This window comes from Enterobacter sp. BNK-34, from assembly GCF_048684445.1.
Lineage (GTDB): Bacteria > Pseudomonadota > Gammaproteobacteria > Enterobacterales > Enterobacteriaceae > Enterobacter > Enterobacter pseudoroggenkampii.
Window position 1 is genome coordinate 1,321,242 of the sequence record NZ_JBLQUA010000001.1, and the last position, 19,882, is coordinate 1,341,123.

Here is a 19,882-nt window from a genome sequence, read left to right on the forward strand (position 1 = left end):
GGTTATAACACTTCGGCGTCGGAGGCGGTACAATCCCTCCACATGTTAACTCCCTCTCCCGTCGGGAGGGGGGAAGATATTTACTCGCCAGGCGCTTTCATGACTACTCATCATTCGCTGTACAGCCAGATCCCCGCTATCGACCGTCTTCTTCGCGAGCCCCGCATTCATGATGTTGTTGAGCGCTTCGGCCATACCGCGACGGTGGAGATGTTACGCCTGCTTCAGGACGAAGCCCGATGCGCTATTCAGTCAGAAAACGCCTTGCCCGACTGGTGCACGGCGTGGGTGCAGGAAGTTGAACGCCGGCTGGATGGAAAGGCACAAAGCGCGTTACGCCCGGTGATTAACCTGACCGGTACCGTGTTGCATACCAACCTGGGCCGCGCGCAGCAGGCGGAAGAGGCTGTCGAGGCGGTTGTGCAGGCCATGCGAACGCCCGTGACGCTGGAGTACGATCTGGACGGCGCCGGACGCGGGCACCGCGACCGGGCGCTGGCGGAGCTGCTGTGCCAGCTGACCGGCGCGGAAGATGCCTGCATTGTGAATAACAACGCCGCCGCGGTGCTGCTGATGCTGGCGGCCACCGCCAGCGGCAAAGAGGTGGTGGTTTCCCGCGGCGAGCTGGTGGAGATTGGCGGAGCGTTTCGTATCCCGGACGTGATGCGCCAGGCAGGCTGCACGCTACATGAAGTGGGCACCACCAATCGCACCCATGCGAAAGATTATCGCGCGGCGGTGAATGAAAATACCGCCCTGCTGATGAAGGTCCACACCAGCAATTACCATATTGAAGGCTTCACCAAAACGGTTGACGAGGCGGAGCTGGCGGAAATAGGGCGTGAGCTGGATATCCCGGTGATTGCCGATCTTGGCAGCGGCTCGCTGGTGGATCTGAGTCTTTACGGGCTGCCGAAAGAGCCGATGCCGCAGGAGATGATTGCGGCGGGCGTTAGCCTGGTCAGCTTTTCTGGTGACAAGCTGCTTGGCGGGCCGCAGGCCGGGATTATCGTCGGCAAGCGCGAGCTGATTGCACAGCTGCAGCAGCATCCGCTCAAGCGCGCCCTGCGCGCCGATAAAATGACGCTTGCCGCGCTGGAGGCGACGCTGCGGCTCTATCTCCATCCGGAAAAACTGGCCGACCGCCTGCCTACGCTGCGTCTGTTAAGCCGCGATGCCGCCTCGATTCGCGCCCAGGCCGAACTGCTGCTGCCGCGCATTGCCCCGCACTACCCCGATTTTGACGTTCGCATTGAGCCCTGCCAGTCGCAGATTGGCAGCGGTTCTCTGCCGGTGGACAGGCTGCCGAGTGAAGCGCTCACGTTCACCCCGCGTGACGGGCGCGGCAGCCATCTTGACGCCCTGTCGTCGCGCTGGCGCGGTCTCTCGACGCCGGTTATCGGGCGGATTTACGACGGCAGAATGTGGCTGGATCTGCGCTGCCTTGAAGATGAAGAGCGATTTCTGGAGATGTTGTTGAAATGATTATTGCCACCGCCGGTCACGTCGACCACGGAAAAACCACGTTGCTGCAGGCGATTACTGGCATTAACGCCGACCGCCTGCCGGAAGAGAAAAAGCGCGGCATGACCATCGATCTGGGTTATGCCTACTGGCCCCAGCCTGATGGCCGCGTGCTGGGCTTTATAGATGTTCCGGGGCATGAAAAGTTTCTGTCCAACATGCTGGCGGGAGTGGGGGGCATCGATCATGCCCTGCTGGTGGTGGCCTGCGATGACGGCGTCATGGCGCAAACCCGTGAGCACCTCGCGATCCTACAGCTGACCGGCAACCCGCAGCTGACCGTGGCGCTGACCAAAGCCGATCGCGTGGATGACGCACGCGTCCGCGAGGTGTGCGAAACGGTCCAGGCGACCTTACGGGAGTATGGTTTTGCCGACGCGTCGCTTTTTGTCACCGTGGCGACAGAAGGGCGGGGTATCGAGGAACTTCGCCACCATTTGCAGCAGCTTTCGTCGCGCGATCATGCCAGCCATCACCGCTTCCGTCTGGCGATTGATCGGGCGTTTACCGTCAAAGGCGCGGGTCTGGTGGTTACCGGTACGGCGCTGAGTGGTGAAGTCAGCGTGGGAGATTCGCTCTGGCTGACGGGCGTGAACAAACCGATGCGCGTGCGCGGGCTGCACGCGCAAAACCAGCCCGCTGAACGTGCCCATGCCGGACAGCGTATCGCGCTGAACATTGCCGGGGATGCAGAAAAAGAGCAGCTTAACCGCGGCGACTGGCTGCTGGCCGATGCCCCACCGGAACCGTCTGAACGCGTCATTGTTTCCCTGCAGACACACATGCCGCTGACCCAATGGCAGCCGCTGCATATTCACCACGCGGCCAGCCATATCACCGGGCGCGTGTCGCTGCTGGAAAACGATCTTGCCGAGCTGGTATTCGATTCACCGCTCTGGCTTGCAGACAACGATCGTCTGGTACTGCGTGATATTTCCGCGCGGGAAACGCTGGCCGGGGCGCGGGTCGTCGCGCTGAATCCACCTCGACGCGGCAAGCGTAAACCTGAATATCTGCAGTGGCTGGCCGCGCTGGCGCAGGCCAGCGATGATAACGCCGCGCTGCGGGTGCATCTCGATCGCGGAGCGGTAAGTCTGCGTGATTTTGCATGGGCACGCCAGCTGAGCGAGGAAGGCCTAATCCAGCTGACCCGGCAGCCGGGCTTTATTCAGGCTGGAAACAGTCTGCTTAATGCCCCGGTTGCGGCACACTGGCAGCGTAAGATACTGAATACGCTGGCGACGTACCATGAACAGCATCAGGACGAGCCAGGCCCGGGCCGTGAGCGTCTGCGACGCATGGCGTTGCCGATGGAAGACGACGCGCTGGTGCTGCTGCTGATTGAAAACATGCGCGAAAGCGGGGTGATTAAAAGCCACCACGGCTGGCTGCATCTGCCGGATCACAAGGCCGGGTTCACCGCAGAGCAAGAGGCGATATGGCAAAAAGTCGCCACGCTGTTTGGTGATGAGCCGTGGTGGGTTCGCGATCTGGCTCGCGAAACCAACACCGATGAACAGGTGATGCGTCAGGTATTGCGCCATGCGGCGCAGCAGGGGCTGATAGTCGCGATCGTAAAAGATCGTTATTACCGTAACGATCGTATTGTGGCGTTTGCCAATCTGATCCGCGAGCTGGATCAGGAGCGGGGCTCCACCTGCGCGGCCGATTTCCGCGACCGGCTGAACGTGGGCCGCAAGCTGGCGATTCAGATCCTGGAGTATTTCAACCGCATCGGCTTTACCCGCCGTCGCGGTAACGATCATTTATTGCGAGATTCGTTGTTATTTCCTGAAACTCCGTGACCTCCGTCGTAAACACCGTTACCGGCTGGCGAGAAAATCGCCAGCCGGAACTACCCTTGTTGTACACCAACAGCAAGGAGACGGTCATGACAAACAATCCTCCCTCATCGCGTATCCAGCCCGGCGAGTATGGTTTTCCCCTCAAGCTGAAGCCCCGTTATGACAACTTTATTGGCGGCGACTGGGTCGCTCCCGTCGACGGCGAATACTATTCCAACCTGACCCCGGTTACCGGCCAGCCGCTGTGTGAGATTGCCAGCTCCGGCAAGCGCGATATCGACCTGGCGCTGGATGCGGCGCACAAAGCGAAAGAGAAATGGGCTCATACCTCCGTTCAGGACCGCGCGGCCATTTTGTTCAAAATCGCCGACCGGATGGAGCAAAATCTTGAGCTGCTGGCGACGGCGGAAACCTGGGATAACGGCAAGCCTATCCGGGAAACGATGGCGGCTGACGTGCCGCTGGCCATCGACCACTTCCGCTATTTTGCCTCCTGTATTCGCGCTCAGGAGGGTGGAATAAGCGAGGTAGACAGCGACACCGTGGCGTATCACTTCCACGAGCCGCTAGGCGTCGTCGGGCAAATTATTCCGTGGAACTTCCCGCTGCTGATGGCGAGCTGGAAAATGGCGCCCGCGCTGGCGGCCGGGAACTGTATTGTGCTGAAACCGGCGCGTCTGACGCCGCTCTCGGTGCTGCTGCTGATGGAAATTGTTGGCGATCTTCTGCCGCCGGGCGTGATTAACGTGGTCAACGGTGCTGGCGGTGAGATTGGGGAATATCTGGCGACCTCGAAACGGATCGCTAAAGTGGCGTTTACCGGGTCGACGGAAGTGGGCCAGCAGATCATGCAGTACGCTACGCAAAACATCATTCCGGTGACCCTGGAGCTGGGCGGGAAATCCCCGAACATCTTCTTCGCAGACGTGATGGAGGAAGAGGATGCCTTCTTCGATAAAGCCCTGGAAGGGTTTGCGCTGTTTGCGTTTAACCAGGGCGAAGTCTGCACCTGCCCAAGCCGCGCGCTGGTGCAGGAGTCCATCTATGAGCGCTTTATGGAGCGGGCCATTCGCCGCGTTGAGTCTATCCGCAGCGGTAATCCGCTCGATAACGTCACGCAGATGGGCGCGCAGGTCTCGCACGGACAGCTGGAGACTATCCTCAACTATATCGACATCGGCAAGAAAGAAGGGGCGGATATTCTGACCGGCGGACGCCGTAAAGTGCTGGGAGGAGATCTGCAGGAAGGGTATTACCTTGAGCCGACGATCCTCTTCGGTCAGAACAACATGCGCGTCTTCCAGGAGGAAATTTTCGGACCGGTGCTGGCCGTGACCACCTTTAAAACGATGGAGGAGGCGCTGGAGATTGCCAACGACACGCCATATGGCCTGGGGGCAGGCGTCTGGAGCCGCAACGGTAATCTGGCCTATAAAATGGGCCGCGGCATTCAGGCCGGGCGCGTCTGGACCAACTGCTACCACGCCTATCCGGCGCACGCGGCCTTTGGCGGTTATAAGCAGTCGGGCATCGGGCGTGAAACCCACAAGATGATGCTGGAGCATTACCAGCAGACGAAATGTTTGCTGGTCAGCTACTCCGATAAACCGCTGGGGCTGTTCTAATCGCCCAGCTCAGGCCGTCCATGGGCGGCCTGAGCAATTTGCTGGCGCAGGCAGTTCAGAACGCCGTCCAGGACGTATTGCACACGCCAGGGCTGGTATTCACGTTTGCGGAAGATGGCCGTCAGATCGAGCCACCACTCCTCCTGATGCGGGAAGCAGGGGACCAGCATCCCCTGCGTTAATTCTTTCTTCAGACTCTCTTTGGGTGCAAAAACAATCCCAAGATTATTTCTTGCCAGCTCCAGGGCCGTCTGCGTATTGTCGCAAATATAATTACCGGTCACCCGGTAGTCGTGCACGTTATCACTGCCGTGCACGCGGAAACGCCAGATGTTCGCATCATCGACCAGCATGGAATCAATAAGAATGCAGGAGTGATTAATTAAATCTTCAGGTCCCGTTAAGGGATGTTTATTTAAATACTCTACGGTTGCGAATGCCGTAACGGAATATTTTGTCAACACGCTGGCGACCAGGCTTTCGTCTTTCGGTTGCGCATAGGTAATTAAAATATCGCAGTCATCAGGAAAGGAAACGCCTTCTGAAAATTCATTCCGGTCCAGATTGTAGGTTTTCAGGGAGATGCGAATGTCACCGATGTCTTCTATCTGATGGATCACGTGGCGCGCGAGATAGGTCACGATACCTGTGGGGGCATAGATTGTGACCTTTCCGCGCTTTTCATGCTTATAATCAGCAATGAAATTAACGAGTTGACTGTTCTTATCCAGCGTGGCATTAACGTAAGGGAGTAACGCTTCACCAAACTGGGTCAGGGCCAGCTGGCGCGTGGTGCGCTCAAACACCTTCAGTCCAACCCGCGTTTCAAAATCAGACAGATATTTACTGACGTTGGCCTGCGCCATGCCCAGCAGGGCCGCGGCATCACCAATGCTGTGGGTGGCTGCGATGACGGATATAATTTTTAATTCGCGTGGCTTTAGCTGTAATTTATTCATCATGCGCACCCATCTATATGATTTTATATATAATATTATATAAACCGCAGCGTTGCATTGGCAAATTTGTAACCATTATTATGCGCCTCGCTTGTTTGGCATTTTAATGGATTACATGTAATGACTATTAAATACAATTTACTCATCGCTGCCACGTTATTTGCAACATCCTCAGCAATGGCCGGTGACTTTTCACTTGGAGCGGGGGCTGTATTTAATGAGTCTCCTTACAAAGGCTATAACGAAAATACTACCGCAGTACCGTTAATTAGCTATGAAGGCGATCGTTTCTATGTTCGTCAGACCACTGGCGGATGGATCCTGTGGAAAGACGCAAAAAATGAATTCAGTCTGACCGCGTCGTGGATGCCGCTGCATTTCGATCCTGATGACAACGACGACCATCAGATGAAGCAGCTGGATGAGCGTAAAGCTTCTGCCTTCCTCGGCGGCGCGTACTACCGCCATGAGAGCTGGGGTTCGCTCAAAGTGGCGGTCTCTGGTGATGCCATGGATGAAAGCGGCGGCGTGATCGGCGAGGTATCTTACTTCCGTCCAATCAGGATGGAGCGCCTGACCCTGACGCCTTCTGTTGGTGTGTTCTACAGCGACGAAAGCTATAACGATTACTACTATGGCGTATCCGGCAGCGAGTCTCGCCGCTCAGGACTGGATCAATACACCGCCGGTGACAGCTGGACGCCATACGTTGGGCTGGCGGCTAAATATCAGTTAACCCAGAAGCTGTACCTTAACGCCAGCGCGGTCTACACCGTGTTGCCTGACGACGTGAAGAACAGCCCGATGATTGACCGCGACGACAGCTTCGCGCTGATGACCGGCCTGACCTGGCGTTTCTGATGCGGTAAAGCCTGTTTACTCCCTCTCCCGTGGGAGAGGGATGGGGTGAGGGCAACAGGCCGCAAATATTCAGCCTTCATCCACCCAGATCCGCATTTCCCCTTCTCCCCGGTTAGCCCAGCTAAACCAGGGAATAAAGGTCAGCGTCTGGGGCTGACGTTGTACCGGCGAGCGATCGTACTGCCACAGCGCATCCGTGTCCTCCACGTGACACCCAATCCCCTCTGCCTGTATTAGCATCTTGTGCGCGAAAATCCCTTTCCCTTCAAAGACCCTGAACTCGCTGTTTTCAGGCAGAGAAAGGTGATGAAGATTGGCGCCGTTATCGGCCTCTTCCAGGCAGTAGACTAGCGGGCCGCGCTGCAGGGCGACTTTCCCCGCCTGCTGGCGGACCTGTGGGTTGCCATACACACGGCGAACCGGCATAGGTAACCTTAGCGTAATGACGTCACCCTCCTGCCAGCTGCGGGTAAGATAAAGGTATCCACGGGAGATCTCGCCCGTTACCGCTTCTCCATTTAATGAAACGTCAGGCGCGGCACACCAGTCCGGCAGCCTCAGGGCTAGCGTATGCGTGACGGGAACAGGCGAGGTAATGTCGATTTTTACCTGTTCATGCCACGGATAGTTACCGCTAATTCGCAGCGCCAGGGTTTCGTCGCCAACCGGTATGGCGACATCGTTGCCCACGTAAAGGTTAATAAAAAGCGCATCCTGGCGAACGGTATAAATGTAGTGCCCCAGCGACGTCAGCACGCGGGCGATATTCGGCGGGCAGCAGGCGCAGCCAAACCAGCGCTGGCGGACGGGCTTCACGTGATCGTAGATATGGTTGAACGCCAGGGTTTTCGGATGGACTTCCAGCGGGTTCACATAGAAGAAATGCTTACCATCCAGCGCCATTCCACCCAGTACCGTGTTGTATAGCGCGCGCTCCATTACGTCGGCGTAGTGGCCGTCGGCCTCCATCTCCAGCATCCGGCGGGCAAACATCATCAGGCCGATGGAGGCGCAGCTTTCGGCGTACACCGTATCGTTGGGCAGATCGTAATCGCTGCTGAACGCCTCGCCGCTGCTTTGTGAGCCGATTCCACCGGTAATATACAGCTGGCGCTGCGCCATGTTTTTCCACAGCCGCAGACAGTCCTGTCGTTTACCCTCGTCATGACTCAGGCGCGCCAGATGCGCCATGCCCGCCATCAGATAGACAAAACGCAACGCATGGCCGACGGCCGTTTGTTGTTCCGAAAGCGGCTGATGCGCCTGGCTGTAGGCTTTGTCTTTGACCATCCAGGCCGGGCCATAGGTGTTCCAGTACGACGTTCTGCCGCGCTTCTCGTATTCGATATCGTAGAAGTGAGGCTGAACGCCGCGTTGCTCGATGAAATATTTCACCAGAGTGAGATAGCGGAGCTCCTGCGTGATGTCGTAAAGCCGCATCAGCGCCAGTTCGATTTCCGGATGGCCCGGATAACCGTGTAGCTGGTTCTCGCCGGGGCCAAACACGCTGTCGATATGGTCTGCCAGCCTGCACACCACCTCCAGCAGACGGCGTTTTCCGGTGCCCTGAAAATACGCTACGCCCGCTTCTATCATATGTCCGGCACAGTACAGCTCGTGACACTCGGCCAGATTCGTCCAGCGTTCGCCCGGTGCCTTTACCGTGAAGTACGTGTTGAGATAACCGTCTTCACACTGCGCCGCAGCGACCAGCTCAATCACCTCGTCGGCGGTTTTCTCCAGTTCAGCATCAGGCTTCTGGCACAGCGACCACGCCACGGCTTCCAGCCATTTCGCCACGTCGCTGTCCTGAAATACCATGCCGTAGAATTCACCCTGCTCCAGACCCGCCGCAATGCGGAAGTTGGTGATGGCGTGGCTGGGTTCGGCTTCCGTCACGCGGTCGTTTAGCGCATCCCACTGGTAGGGGATCACCACCTCACGTACCAGACGTTGATACTGCCCGAGAAACGGGTCGTTAATTTTCAGTTTATGCAGATCGGCTTCCATTATGGACATCGTGTTCTCCTCAGGAGGGTACGTGACGCTGGCGCAGGTCGGTAGCAATGCGCGACATCATAGGGTTGTTGAGTCTGCACCAGCGGATAGAGACGGCCAGCAGCAGATGGAAAAGGGCGGGGAGCAGCGTCTCCATGGCGGTGATGCCCTGCAGCGAAGCAGGCGTCTGGTTGCCCGCACCGGGCTGGTAGGCCACGGCGATAAACACCAGGCTGATGATCCCGGCGCTGGAGGCCCACGCGAGCTTGATGAAAAACAGGTTGAAGGCGAAGTTCATGCCCGACGAACGCACCCCGGTTTTCCACTCGCCATAGTCGTCGGCAAAGGCCATCAGCGAGAAGTGCAGCGGCAGGGTAAACCCGAGAATGACGCCGTTGCTCAAAATGACGATTAGCCACAACGTCTGGTGCGCCGGGCCGCCAGGCAGGAACCACATTCCCACCGCGAGCGCGGCGAGCACCAGGTTGGTGTAGTAGTAGAGTTTGACGGTATCAATACGGCGCGACAGCGGGCTGACGATGACCGCCCCCAGAATGGCGGCAAAAGTCACCATGGTGAAAAACAGCGAGGTATAGGCGGTACTGCCCTGCAGCACGTATGTGATGAAGTACATATACCCGCCGCCGCGAATGTTGAAGACGTTGATCAGCAGAAATGACATCACCAGCATCAGCAGCAGTTGATCGTTTTTACGCAGACCGGCCAGATGCTCGCGCAGGGTAAATTTCCCCATCAGCGCCAGCGGAACACGCTCGCGTACCCAGAAGAAGCAGCACAGGAACATCACCACGGCGATGGCACACAGGACGCCGACGCCAAGCTGATAACCTTTCGCGGCATCTCCCTGGCCCAACTCCGCGACCAGCCACGGCAGGCCCACGGAGACCAAAAACCCCGCCACGCCGCAGAGCACAAAGCGCCAGGACTGGCAGGAGATCACCTCGTTGTGACGAGTGGTCATGGTGTTAATCAGCGCGCAGTAGGGAACGTTGATGGCGGTATAGCCGACGGACAACAGCAGATAGGTCCCGAATGCCCAGGCGATTTTCACGCCCATGCTGGCTTCCGGAACGGTGAAGGTCAGCACGCCGATAATGCCGATCGGGAAGGCGACCCACAGCTGCCACGGACGAAAGCGCCCCCAGCGGCTTTGCGTGCGGTCGGCAATAATGCCCATTACCGGGTCGGAAATGGCGTCAAATACGCGCAAGGCAATAAACAGCGTGCCCACGAGCGCAGGGGTCAGGCCAAAGACATCAGTATAGAAAAAGGTCAGAAAATTCATGATCAGGCAGGTAATCACCGTCCCGCCCGCGTCGCCCAGGCCGTAGCCAATTTTTTCGCGCACGGACAAGTGGCTATCTGTTGCCCCTTGTGTCACGTCTGATTCTGTAATCGGTGTGGAAGTCATGAAGTAACTCCTCGGTAATCGAATTTATTATCGTATTTGTGCAAGGTACGCATTTATTCTGCACCGAACGGAAAGGCCAACAAGGGAAGGGAAAAGTATAAAAAGATGACGATTCCGACCTGATGATAAAAATGTGATTCCGATCGGACAGTTATTCGAATATTGATTAATAATCAAAGCGTAAGTTGAATATCAACGGCAATAAAAGCGGAATGGTGAATATCCATGCTTGAATTATCCATAGCGCTTCCGATTAAGGTCCAAAATGGCGGGTTATTTATCTCCCGGGGCGTGGGCCGCCACCCTGCGCGAAAATTAACGTCGTGGGAGATTATTTTTGTCGAAAAAGGGACATTAACGATCCAGGAAGAAAGCACGTTATTTGAGGTAAAAGCAGGAGAGAGTTTGCTGCTTTGGCCAGACCGATGCCATGTGGGCGTGGACGACTTTCCGGCCGATCTTAAATTTTACTGGCTGCATTTTGAGGTTGAGCATCATCTGCACCGGTTGCCCAATCTGGCAATCGAACAACACTGCCGCGTGAGGGATGCACAGTATGTAATTTCTCTTTTTCGCCAGTTCCTAAGCGAGCAGGAGAAATTACAGCGAAGCGTGGCGCTGGAAATCATTTTATTACTGATTTTGCAGCAAATTTCTATTTCATCAGGCTATGAAGATAACGCAGATGAAGCCGGTGCGGCAATGGCGTGGAAGGCGAAACAGCTTATTCGCACGCAGTTTCATTTACCGCTTTCTACCTCGCAGCTGGCAAAAGCGTTGCACTGCAATGCCGATTATCTCGGGCGCGTATTTCGCAGGACGTTCCATTTAACCCTGACGGAGGCGATACATCGCCAGCGCGTCAGGGCGGCGGAAAAGCTGTTGCTGGATGGTTCTGCCTCGCTTACCGAAGTGGCAACCCGCTGCGGCTTTAATGACGTGGGCTATTTCCGGCAAATCTTTTCGAAGCATACCGGGCTAACACCCGCCGTCTGGAAACGGCGGTACTGTAAAGAGCATATCAATTCCGGCTGATCACTGGCCGTAATAGGCATTCACCCCGTGCTTGCGCAGATAATGCTTGTCGAGCAGTTCCTGCTGCATAACCGGAAGCTGTGGCGCGAGCTGGCGAGAGAACAGGCCCATATAGGCGCACTCTTCCAGCACGACGGCATTGTGGACCGCATCGGCAGCGTCTTTACCCCAGGCAAACGGGCCGTGGGAGTGGACCAGCACCGCCGGGATCTGCATCGGGCTGAGATCGCGCTCCTCGAAGGTTTTGATGATCACTTCACCCGTCTGATATTCGTATTCTCCGGCAATCTCTGCCGCGGTCATCAGGCGCGTGCAGGGGATCGCCCCGTAGAAATAGTCCGCGTGCGTTGTGCCCCAGGCGGGTAAATCCTGTCCCGCCTGTGACCAGATGGTGGCGTGGCGGGAGTGGGTATGCACGATGCCGCCAATCTCCGGATAACGACGGTACAGCGCAAGATGGGTGGGCGTGTCTGAAGAGGGTTTTTTATTTCCCTCGACCACTTCGCCGGTAGCGATATTCACCACCACCATATCCTCCGCCGTCATCACGTCATACTCCACGCCGGAGGGCTTAATCACCATCGTGCCGCTTTTGCGGTCCACTGCGCTGACGTTGCCCCAGGTGAACGTCACCAGCTGGTGGGCGGGCAACGCCAGGTTAGCCGCCAGTACCTCGGCTTTAAGTTCGTCTAGCATGTCATGCCTCCTTCCTGCATACGGGCTTCAATCCAGCGGCGCGCCTGGATAATCTCCAGCACCGGCTCTTTTGCTTTTTCAGTCCACATCTCAATCAGAAACGCGCCGCGATAGTTCAGTTGATTCAGCGTGTTAAACACGCCGACAAAATCGACGCAGCCCTCGCCAAACGGCACGTCGCGGAACTGCCCGGGGCTTTGCGCGGTGACGGGCTGGGTGTCTTTCAGGTGAATAGCCGCAATGCGGTCAATGCCCAGCGTCAGCTCGGCGGTGACGTCGTTGCCCCACGCGCTCAGGTTGCCAACGTCCGGATAAACGCTGAACCACGGCGAGGCGAGCATGTCGTCCCACTTTTTCCATTTGCTGATGGAGTTCATAAACGCGGTATCCATGATCTCTACCGCCAGCATTACCTGCGCGGCGGCGGCCTGCTCTACCGCCCACGCCAGCCCGTCGGCAAAGCGCTGTTGCGTGCCTTCGTCGTGCTCTTCGTAGTACACGTCATAACCCGCAAGCTGGATGGTGCGAATGCCTAAGTCACGCGCCAGCCTGATGGCTTTGGTCATGATTTCGCGGGCGCGTAGGCGCACGGTTTCATCGCGGCTGCCAAACGGGAAGCGACGGTGGGCAGACAGGCACATGGACGGGATAGACACCCCGGTTTCCAGCATCGCTTCAACCAGAGAGGCACGCTGCGTGGTGCTCCAGTCGAGGCGCGATAATCGCTCGTCGGTTTCATCGACAGACATCTCAACAAAATCGAACCCGCAGCTTTTCGCCAGTACCAGCCGCTCGGGCCAGGAGAGATCTTTTGGCAGCGCTTTTTCGTAAATCCCTAACGGATGCTGACGCATGGTTACGCTCCCCAGATGTCGCGAATGTGCGAATGGAATGCCTGCGCCACCTGCGGCGGATTTTCTGCTCCAGCCAGCGCGCGCCCGGCAATAAAGGCTTTAACGTTGATCTGCTTAAACAGCGGCAGGTCGGCGGGGGTGATGCCGCCGGTAATCGAAAGCTGTAAACCGATGTCGGAGAGCGCTTTCATTTTCGCGAGATCCGCTTCACCCCACTGCTGACCGCTCGCCTGTGCGTCGCGCCCGCGGTGGTAGATTGCCTGTTTCACGCCGACGCGATGCCACGCGCGCGCGTCGTCCAGCGTCCAGTTGCCAAAGAGCTCCATTTGGATTTCACCGCCGCGGCGCAGGGCCACCTCGTGGCCTCGCTCAACGGTGGCCAGCGGGGCGGCGCAGATGATGGTCATCCAGTTCGCGCCCGCGCCAAACGCCTGTTCTGCCAGCGTTTCTCCGGCGTCGGCCACTTTCCAGTCCGCAACGATGATTTTATCCGGGCACTGCTCGCGCAGGGCGCGCACGGCGTTTAGCCCTTCGGTCAGGCACAAAATGGTGCCCGCTTCGACGATATCAACGTGATCGGCAAGCGTCGCGACGTCACGCTGCGCGGCCTGAAGAGAGGTATGGTCGAGCGCCAGCTGCAGTAATGGTCGGCTCATAGGTTGTTCTCCTTAACTCGGGCGTGATAGCCCTGTAGTGCTGAAATCAGTAGCTGATAGCGGTGATACTTGCGCTGATAGGCCGCATGGGCGCGCATGTCGGGCTCGATGACCCGGATGCCATGTTTGAGTGCACGCTGCGCTGAGTGGAAGTCGGTGAACACACCGGTACCCACCATCGCCGCCAGCGCCGCGCCGGAGCAGCCGGTCTCTTCCACCTGCGGCAGCTCAATCGCCAGCCCGCTGACGTCCGCGAGCATTTGCATCCACACGTCCGAATGGGTCGGGCCACCCGTCACGCGCAGCGCCTGCACCTGAGTAAAGCGCTCAAGCATGCGGTTGAGGTGGGTCATGTGGCAGAACACCACCCCCTCATAAACCGCCTGTAGCAGGTGCGCGCGGGTGTGTAGCGCCTGCATCCCGTAGAAGCCGCTGGTCATCTCCAGCCCGGCGTTGCTGCCGTAGAGGAACGGCAGGAAGTACACATCGCTTTCGGCTTTCGGCAGGCTGGCGACGGCGTGGTTGATCTCGCTGAACGACATGTCGCCCCACTGTGCGGTGAGCCACTCAAGGTTGCCGGACGAGGTGGGGCTGGCTTCGTGAACGATATACTGCTGCGGGTGCACGTAGCGGCCATAGACGTACGGGAAGGGTTCGTTGTCGCGAAGCGCACTGGCGATCCCGCTGGTGACGGCCCAGGTGCCCAGCACGGCGTTCAGCGTGTGCTCGTCCTGCAGTCCGGCGCAGAGCGCGGTAGAAACCACATCAAACAGTCCACCCACGACGGGCGTGCCCGCCGCGAGACCGGTAAGGGTGGCTGCCTGAGCGGTGATTTCCCCGCAGATTTCTGCTGAACCGACAATTGGCGGCAGGGCGCCGTCAATCTCGCTGATACCGAGCCAGCGCGTAAGCTGTGGGTCGTATTTCCCGGTATTCATGTTGTAGAGATTGGACTCGGAGATGTTGCTCTCTTCGCAGCCCTTCACGCCGGTCAGGCACCAGCGCAGATAGTCGTGCGCCATCATTACGCTACCAATCTGCTGATAGCGCTGCGGCTCATTCTCTTTGACCCAGCGCAGAAGCGAGGCCGGGTGTCCGGTCCACAGCGTCTGGCGCGTATGCGGGTAGAGTTTTTCGGGAATGTCATCCTGCTGCCAGCGCTGCACAATCTCCAGCGCACGGCGATCGGAGGAGAGTATGGCGTTACCCAGCGGTTGGTCCTGTTTATCGAGCAGAAACAGTCCCTTGCCTTGAGCAGAAATGCCGACGCCTTTAATCTGGTTGCCGTTTACGCCTGAATGTTTGAGCAACGCGGCGACGGTAGCGTGGCAGTGCTGCCACAACTCATGCATATCCCGCTCGGCGTAGCCCGCTCGCGGGCTGAGCGTGGTAACGGAGCGACGTTCGATACAGACTTCCTTGCCCTGGCTGTTGTATAAACCGGCTTTCAGATAAGTACCGCCACAATCGATACCCAGCCAGAAGGGCTCTTTTTCACTCATCTTCATCTCACTTATTCGCCGGGTGGCGCTTCGCTTACCCGGCCTATGGTTCGGTTTTCTCCCTCTCCCTGTGGGAGAGGGCTGGGGTGAGGGTATCAGGCCGCACGTTTATGCGGAGTCACCGTGGGATTGGGCTCTGCGCCGGCATCGCATTTCGCCGGTAACAGCAGAGCCAGTAGCGACGCCAGGGCGAGTGAAACGGCCAGGCAGTAAACGCCGGCATCTTTGCTGTACAGGGTGATAAGCACCCCAACCGCATACGGGCCACAGAAGCCACCGAGGTTGCCCAGGGCGTTGATCACGCCTCGCGCGCCGCCCGCCATCTCTGCGCTGAACAGTCGCGCCGGAATGGTCCAGAACACGCCCGCGGCGGATTGCAGGAAGAACCCGCAGCCCACCAGTGCGGCATAGGCCAGCCAGGTACTCTCTTTCAGCGCCACGGAGAGGAACATGCAGAGCGCGAAGCCAATCAACGGCAGGGAGACAAACAGCTTGCGCTTGCCGGTGCGGTCAGAGAGCGTGGAGAACAGGAACATGCCCGCAATGGCCCCGATGTAAGGCAGGATGGCGAGCATGCCCACCTGACCGATGCTGGTGTGCGTCAGCTCTTTCAGGATGGTCGGCAGCCAGAGCGTGTAGCCGTAAATCCCGGTCTGATAGAAGAAGTTCAGGGCGATCAGTTGCCACATGGTTTTGTCGGACAGCACTGCGCCGAGCGACGCGTTTTTCACCTCTTTGCCAGCGATGGCCTGCTGCTCCGCCGCCAGCGTTTGCACCAGATAGTTTTTCTCCGCCTCTGAAATCCAGCGGGCTTCCTGCGGCCGGTCGTACACGGTGAACGCCCACAGCACCAGCACAACGACGGACATTAAACCTTCAATGATGAACAGCCAGCGCCAGTCGAGCGCGGTGATGATCCAGCCCGACAGCGGGGCGGTGATGATCCCGGCGATGGGCACGAACATGATCACAATCGCGTTGGCGCGACCGCGCTCGGCGTCCGGGAACCAGTTGCTGATCATGGTGAGCACAACGGGCAGCATCCCGCCTTCCGCCACGCCGAGTAAGAAGCGCAGCACCAGCAGCTGATACTGATTCGTCACCAGGCCCGTGAGCACAGAGATCACCGCCCAGGCAACCAGCGACCAGCCGATAAACTTCTTGCCGCTGCCGTGCACGGCAATCTTGCCGCCGGGAACCTGCAGGAACAGATAGCCGATAAAGAAGATCCCGCCCGCCAGGCCTGCCATTGTTGCGGTAATACCTAATTCTTCATCCATACCACCCGGCATCGCAAATGCGATATTCACGCGGTCCATATATGAAATAATGCAGGCGATAAGAATGGGAGGAATGATTCTTAGCCAGCGCTGGCGCGGAATGTCCGCATGTAGAGCATGAGTAGAAATATTCATAGTTAATCTCTCAGTAAGGTAACCGGAATAAACTTTTCTTATTGTTATTGCGTTGCTTTATTCATTGCGCTGATACCGTCGCGTAAAATGGCGATGCGATGGCTGACATCAGCATTAGCATTTATTTCCAGTAATTTAATACCGGAGAATTTCAACGTTGCGGCGCTCGCTGCAGTAAAGAGTGATTTTGCGTGTTCAGTTGTCATCAAACTGTCGGCGCAGAATGAGGAAAAAGGCGCGTGCAGATCCTGCCATTCACCGTACTCCCCGCCGTGGGTGGTCGTGCCCGAAAACATCAATGCACCCAGTTTCCCGGCATTGAGTGCGGCCTGAACATGGTCAAGCGGAAGGGTGGTGTTACGGCCTTCGATGGCTGAACGCGCCCAGTTGATGCAGACGTTGATATCCGTCTCTTTCACCACCTCCAGCACCTGCTCTAAGGGCAGGAAACCCTTGCGCGGTGCCGGGCCGTTCATGGCATCGCAGTGTTCCAGCACCAGATCGCAGCCCCAGTCCCAGCCTGTAATTTCACGGATGGAGCGGGAAAACGCCTCGGTGGCTTGTTCGACGGAAACATTGCCCGCCTGCGGGGCTGCCTGCATTTCCAGGGCTATCACTTTGCCCGGATAACGGGCGTTCACGGCGTTAACTTTCTGGTGCAGATGCCGGTAAAAGTCTATACATGCTTTACGCTGCGTTTCGTCGGCTGACGCCAGGCCAAATGCGCTGTTGATACCGCGGCGGCGCATGGTTTCCATCACTGCCGTGACCACAATTTGCCAGTCACCCGGCGTATGGCGGAACAGCCATTCGTCGCCAAGAGGATGAAGATTTTCAAGGCACGGCTGTTCCAGCCCGCGAATATTCGGCGTGTCGGAAAGTTCCCGCCAGAAGGTTTGTTCTTCTTGTTCCCCTTTCTGGTGAAACGAGGGTGCGCAGGGGTACGCACCAATAATAAAACCGGTGTTGGTCATTTCGCATTCCTGTATTTATCAGAAAATTAATCTAATTCGCTGATTGCCACTTTCACCACAATTTTACGAATTGCAGTTTCCTTGTTTTTAATACAGGCAGGACGGTGTACATCCTGCGGGAAAAATAGGGCATAGCTGCCGGGTATCATTTCGATAAACGATTCATTTTCACTGTCGTGATAAAAAATGATATCGCGTTGTTCCAGCAATGATTCGCTTATTTCGTTATTGCCGGTATCAATAGCGATACCGATTTTCTCTTCACCCCACGCCAAAAACTGAATATCCAGATAGCGGCGGTGCACTTCCGGGCGGTTCTCGTGCGGTTCCTTTGTCGTCAGGTCGAGAACCTGAGCAAAAATGTTGCGACCTTCAATTTCTACTACGCCTGGCGCCAGGGTGGTGAAATCCGTCGTGCGCAGAAAATTAAGCGCTTTTTCAATCCCCTGCGGCAGGCGACACGGATTTGGCTGGGAAATATGTCCGAATATCATGGCCCACTCCTTACAGAGACTGGATTTTCGCCCACACGCTGTCGTCGATGGTGATGCCGTCGCGGCGGTTCTCTTCCAGCAGGCGCGTGAATTCATGCCCCGGAAGGCGGACGGCAACGTTTTCATCTGACCGCTGCGAGGTGGTGATGAAGTCCATAATGCGCTGCAGTTTGGCATCGCGGGTTGGACCGTCGATCAGGCGATCCACCTCGATGGCGATAAAGATCTGCGATACGCCATACTCGTCGCTGTTGTCCTGGGTCACTTCCGCGACGGAAGCTCCGTTGGAGAGCAGGGTGGCGATCATGTCGAGCACGATGGATAAGCCGGACCCTTTCCAATAGCCCATGGGCAGAATGCGGCGGTTTTTCTCGATCACGCCCGGCTCTCGGGTGAGGTTACCTTCGTCGTCAAAGCCGCCGTCGACCGGCAGCTCGCGCCCGGCCAGGCGATTCACCTCCAGCATGCCGTAGGAGAACATTGACATCGACATGTCGACCATGGTGATCGGGTTAGAGGGAATAGCCACGATCAGCGGATTGGTGCCGATGCAGCACTCTTTTGATCCCCACGCGGGCATCACGGCAATCGAGTTGGTCCAGCAAATACCGATATAGCCCTTCTCCGCCGCCTGCCAGCCGTAGCTGCCGCCGCGCATCCAGTGGTTCGCGTTACGCAGTGCCACCAGACCAATGCCGTGGTCGGACGCCAGCTCGGTGGCGCGATCCATCATCTTTTTCGCCGTCAGGTTGCCAATGGAGCGCTGGGCATCCCACTGTTCGATGGCGCCTAATGTCATCACCCGTTTGGGCTGGGCGTCGGGAATGATATCGCCTGCATCAAGCTGCTGAATAAAGCGCGGGAAGCGGTTCACACCATGCGAATAGACGCCGGACTCCGTGGTGCGAGCGAACATGTCGGCGCAGGCGTCTGCGGTTTCCGCTTTCACGCCGCGATCGAGCAGAACCCGATTAAACGCCGCTTTCAACTCTTCGAAGGTCACTTTCATCCCTGTTCTCCTGTTCTTTTAAGGGCAAGTGCGAGTGCTTTTTTATCGCTAAATTTCACTATACGAAATCTGATTTCAAATATAGCGATCAAATTTTGTCAGATCAACGACATTCATGTTTTCCAAAATCGATTAAAATCAACTGGTTGTGTTTTTTCTGTTGAGATCGTGAACTGACCCACACTTTGCGCTACCATCAGGACGCGCTAAACAGGAGCCATGTAATGAGCATGAAAGAGAGCGAAATGACGCAAGAGAAAGAGAGGCCTGCAGGCAGCCAGAGCTTGTTTCGCGGCCTGATGCTGATTGAGATCCTCAGCAACTATCCGAACGGGTGTCCACTTGCGCATTTATCGGAACTGGCGGGGCTGAATAAGAGCACCGTGCACCGCTTGCTGCAGGGGCTACAGTCATGCGGGTACGTGACCCCGGCACCCGCGGCGGGCAGCTATCGCCTGACCACCAAATTTATCGCCGTCGGGCAAAAGGCGCTGTCGTCGCTGAATATCATTCACGTGGCCGCTCCGCACCTCGAAGCGCTGAACATTGCGACCGGCGAGACGGTGAATTTCTCCAGCCGGGAAGACGACCACGCGATCCTGATTTACAAGCTCGAACCGACAACCGGTATGCTGCGCACGCGCGCCTATATCGGCCAGCATATGCCGCTCTACTGCTCCGCAATGGGCAAGATCTACATGGCGTTTGGTCATCAGGATTACGTGGCGAGCTACTGGGAGAGCCATCAGGAACAGATCCAACCTTTGACGCGCAACACCATCACTGAGCTGAGTGCGATGTATGATGAGCTGGCGGAAATTCGCGATCGCAGCATGGCGATGGACAAAGAAGAGAACGAGCTGGGCGTTTCCTGTATTGCCGTGCCGGTGTTTGATATCCACGGCCGCGTCCCGTATGCGATCTCTATCTCGCTGTCGACGTCGCGCATGAAGCAGGTGGGTGAGAAGAACTTGCTCAAGCCGCTGCGCGAAACGGCAGAGGCTATCTCAAAAGAGCTGGGTTTTAACGTGCGCGAGGCGTAA

At 57.2% G+C, this 19,882-nt stretch carries 17 protein-coding genes; 6 read left to right on the plus strand and 11 right to left on the minus strand.

From position 1 onward, the window contains the following. Positions 1 to 99 precede the first annotated feature (99 nt). The 3 genes from selA (at position 100) to aldB (ending at position 4,954) form a co-directional block, all read left to right on the plus strand. Positions 100 to 1,485, plus strand: coding sequence for an L-seryl-tRNA(Sec) selenium transferase (selA, locus tag ACMGG5_RS06565; RefSeq protein ID WP_420277621.1), 1,386 nt, complete (start codon positions 100 to 102; stop codon positions 1,483 to 1,485). After that, positions 1,482 to 3,329 carry a selenocysteine-specific translation elongation factor gene (gene selB / locus ACMGG5_RS06570; RefSeq protein WP_420277622.1) on the plus strand — a complete coding sequence of 616 codons (1,848 nt, stop codon included), beginning with the start codon at positions 1,482 to 1,484 and terminating at the stop codon, positions 3,327 to 3,329. Before selA ends, selB begins: the two co-directional genes overlap by 4 nt. 86 nt (positions 3,330 to 3,415) lie before the next feature. Further along, a complete protein-coding gene (aldB, locus tag ACMGG5_RS06575; protein ID WP_024906595.1) occupies positions 3,416 to 4,954 on the plus strand; it encodes an aldehyde dehydrogenase AldB in 1,539 nt (512 codons plus the stop codon). Here aldB and ACMGG5_RS06580 read toward each other — a convergent pair. Next, positions 4,951 to 5,916 carry a LysR family transcriptional regulator gene (locus tag ACMGG5_RS06580; protein ID WP_061716202.1) on the minus strand — a complete coding sequence of 322 codons (966 nt, stop codon included), beginning with the start codon at positions 5,914 to 5,916 and terminating at the stop codon, positions 4,951 to 4,953. The two genes, aldB and ACMGG5_RS06580, sit on opposite strands and share 4 nt — an antisense overlap. 117 nt (positions 5,917 to 6,033) lie before the next feature. Between ACMGG5_RS06580 and ACMGG5_RS06585 the strand changes: the two genes are divergently transcribed. Continuing rightward, positions 6,034 to 6,774, plus strand: coding sequence for a MipA/OmpV family protein (locus ACMGG5_RS06585; protein WP_024906593.1), 741 nt, complete (start codon positions 6,034 to 6,036; stop codon positions 6,772 to 6,774). Positions 6,775 to 6,843: 69 nt separating this feature from the next. Here the strand turns inward: ACMGG5_RS06585 and ACMGG5_RS06590 are convergent, their stop codons facing one another. Further along, positions 6,844 to 8,793 (minus strand): glycoside hydrolase family 127 protein, encoded by a 1,950-nt coding sequence (locus ACMGG5_RS06590; protein ID WP_420277623.1) that lies wholly within the window; start codon positions 8,791 to 8,793, stop codon positions 6,844 to 6,846. 10 nt (positions 8,794 to 8,803) lie between these two features. Further along, positions 8,804 to 10,204 (minus strand): MFS transporter, encoded by a 1,401-nt coding sequence (locus ACMGG5_RS06595; protein WP_420277624.1) that lies wholly within the window; start codon positions 10,202 to 10,204, stop codon positions 8,804 to 8,806. Positions 10,205 to 10,429: 225 nt separating this feature from the next. Between ACMGG5_RS06595 and ACMGG5_RS06600 the strand changes: the two genes are divergently transcribed. Next, entirely contained in the window at positions 10,430 to 11,239 is an 810-nt protein-coding gene (locus tag ACMGG5_RS06600) for a helix-turn-helix domain-containing protein (protein ID WP_420277625.1), read from the plus strand. Here ACMGG5_RS06600 and araD read toward each other — a convergent pair whose 3' ends face one another. The 8 genes from araD to yiaK form a co-directional block, all read right to left on the minus strand. After that, positions 11,240 to 11,935 (minus strand): L-ribulose-5-phosphate 4-epimerase, encoded by a 696-nt coding sequence (gene araD / locus ACMGG5_RS06605; protein WP_420277626.1) that lies wholly within the window; start codon positions 11,933 to 11,935, stop codon positions 11,240 to 11,242. It abuts the gene before it with no gap. Next, positions 11,929 to 12,789, minus strand: a complete 861-nt coding sequence (locus ACMGG5_RS06610; protein WP_148770358.1) for an L-ribulose-5-phosphate 3-epimerase — start codon at positions 12,787 to 12,789, stop codon at positions 11,929 to 11,931. The genes araD and ACMGG5_RS06610 overlap by 7 nt, the downstream gene beginning before the upstream one ends. Before the next feature lie 2 nt (positions 12,790 to 12,791). Further along, entirely contained in the window at positions 12,792 to 13,445 is a 654-nt protein-coding gene (ulaD, locus tag ACMGG5_RS06615; RefSeq protein ID WP_290094253.1) for a 3-keto-L-gulonate-6-phosphate decarboxylase UlaD, read from the minus strand. Next, the gene (locus tag ACMGG5_RS06620) at positions 13,442 to 14,947 is read right to left on the minus strand and encodes an FGGY-family carbohydrate kinase (RefSeq protein ID WP_420277627.1); all 1,506 of its coding nucleotides are present in this window, start codon (positions 14,945 to 14,947) and stop codon (positions 13,442 to 13,444) included. The genes ulaD and ACMGG5_RS06620 overlap by 4 nt, the downstream gene beginning before the upstream one ends. Before the next feature lie 95 nt (positions 14,948 to 15,042). Next, on the minus strand, positions 15,043 to 16,362 hold the full coding sequence (locus tag ACMGG5_RS06625; protein WP_024909052.1) for an MFS transporter: 1,320 nt from the start codon (positions 16,360 to 16,362) through the stop codon (positions 15,043 to 15,045). 44 nt (positions 16,363 to 16,406) lie between these two features. Next, complete coding sequence (locus ACMGG5_RS06630) at positions 16,407 to 17,336, minus strand: DUF4862 family protein (protein ID WP_420277628.1); 930 nt, start codon at positions 17,334 to 17,336, stop codon at positions 16,407 to 16,409. Positions 17,337 to 17,362: 26 nt separating this feature from the next. Beyond that, the gene (locus ACMGG5_RS06635) at positions 17,363 to 17,830 is read right to left on the minus strand and encodes a YhcH/YjgK/YiaL family protein (RefSeq protein WP_024909054.1); all 468 of its coding nucleotides are present in this window, start codon (positions 17,828 to 17,830) and stop codon (positions 17,363 to 17,365) included. Positions 17,831 to 17,840: 10 nt separating this feature from the next. Continuing rightward, entirely contained in the window at positions 17,841 to 18,839 is a 999-nt protein-coding gene (gene yiaK, locus ACMGG5_RS06640) for a 3-dehydro-L-gulonate 2-dehydrogenase (RefSeq protein ID WP_420277629.1), read from the minus strand. A gap of 224 nt (positions 18,840 to 19,063) precedes the next feature. Between yiaK and yiaJ the strand changes: the two genes are divergently transcribed. Next, entirely contained in the window at positions 19,064 to 19,882 is an 819-nt protein-coding gene (yiaJ, locus tag ACMGG5_RS06645; protein WP_021242452.1) for an IclR family transcriptional regulator YiaJ, read from the plus strand.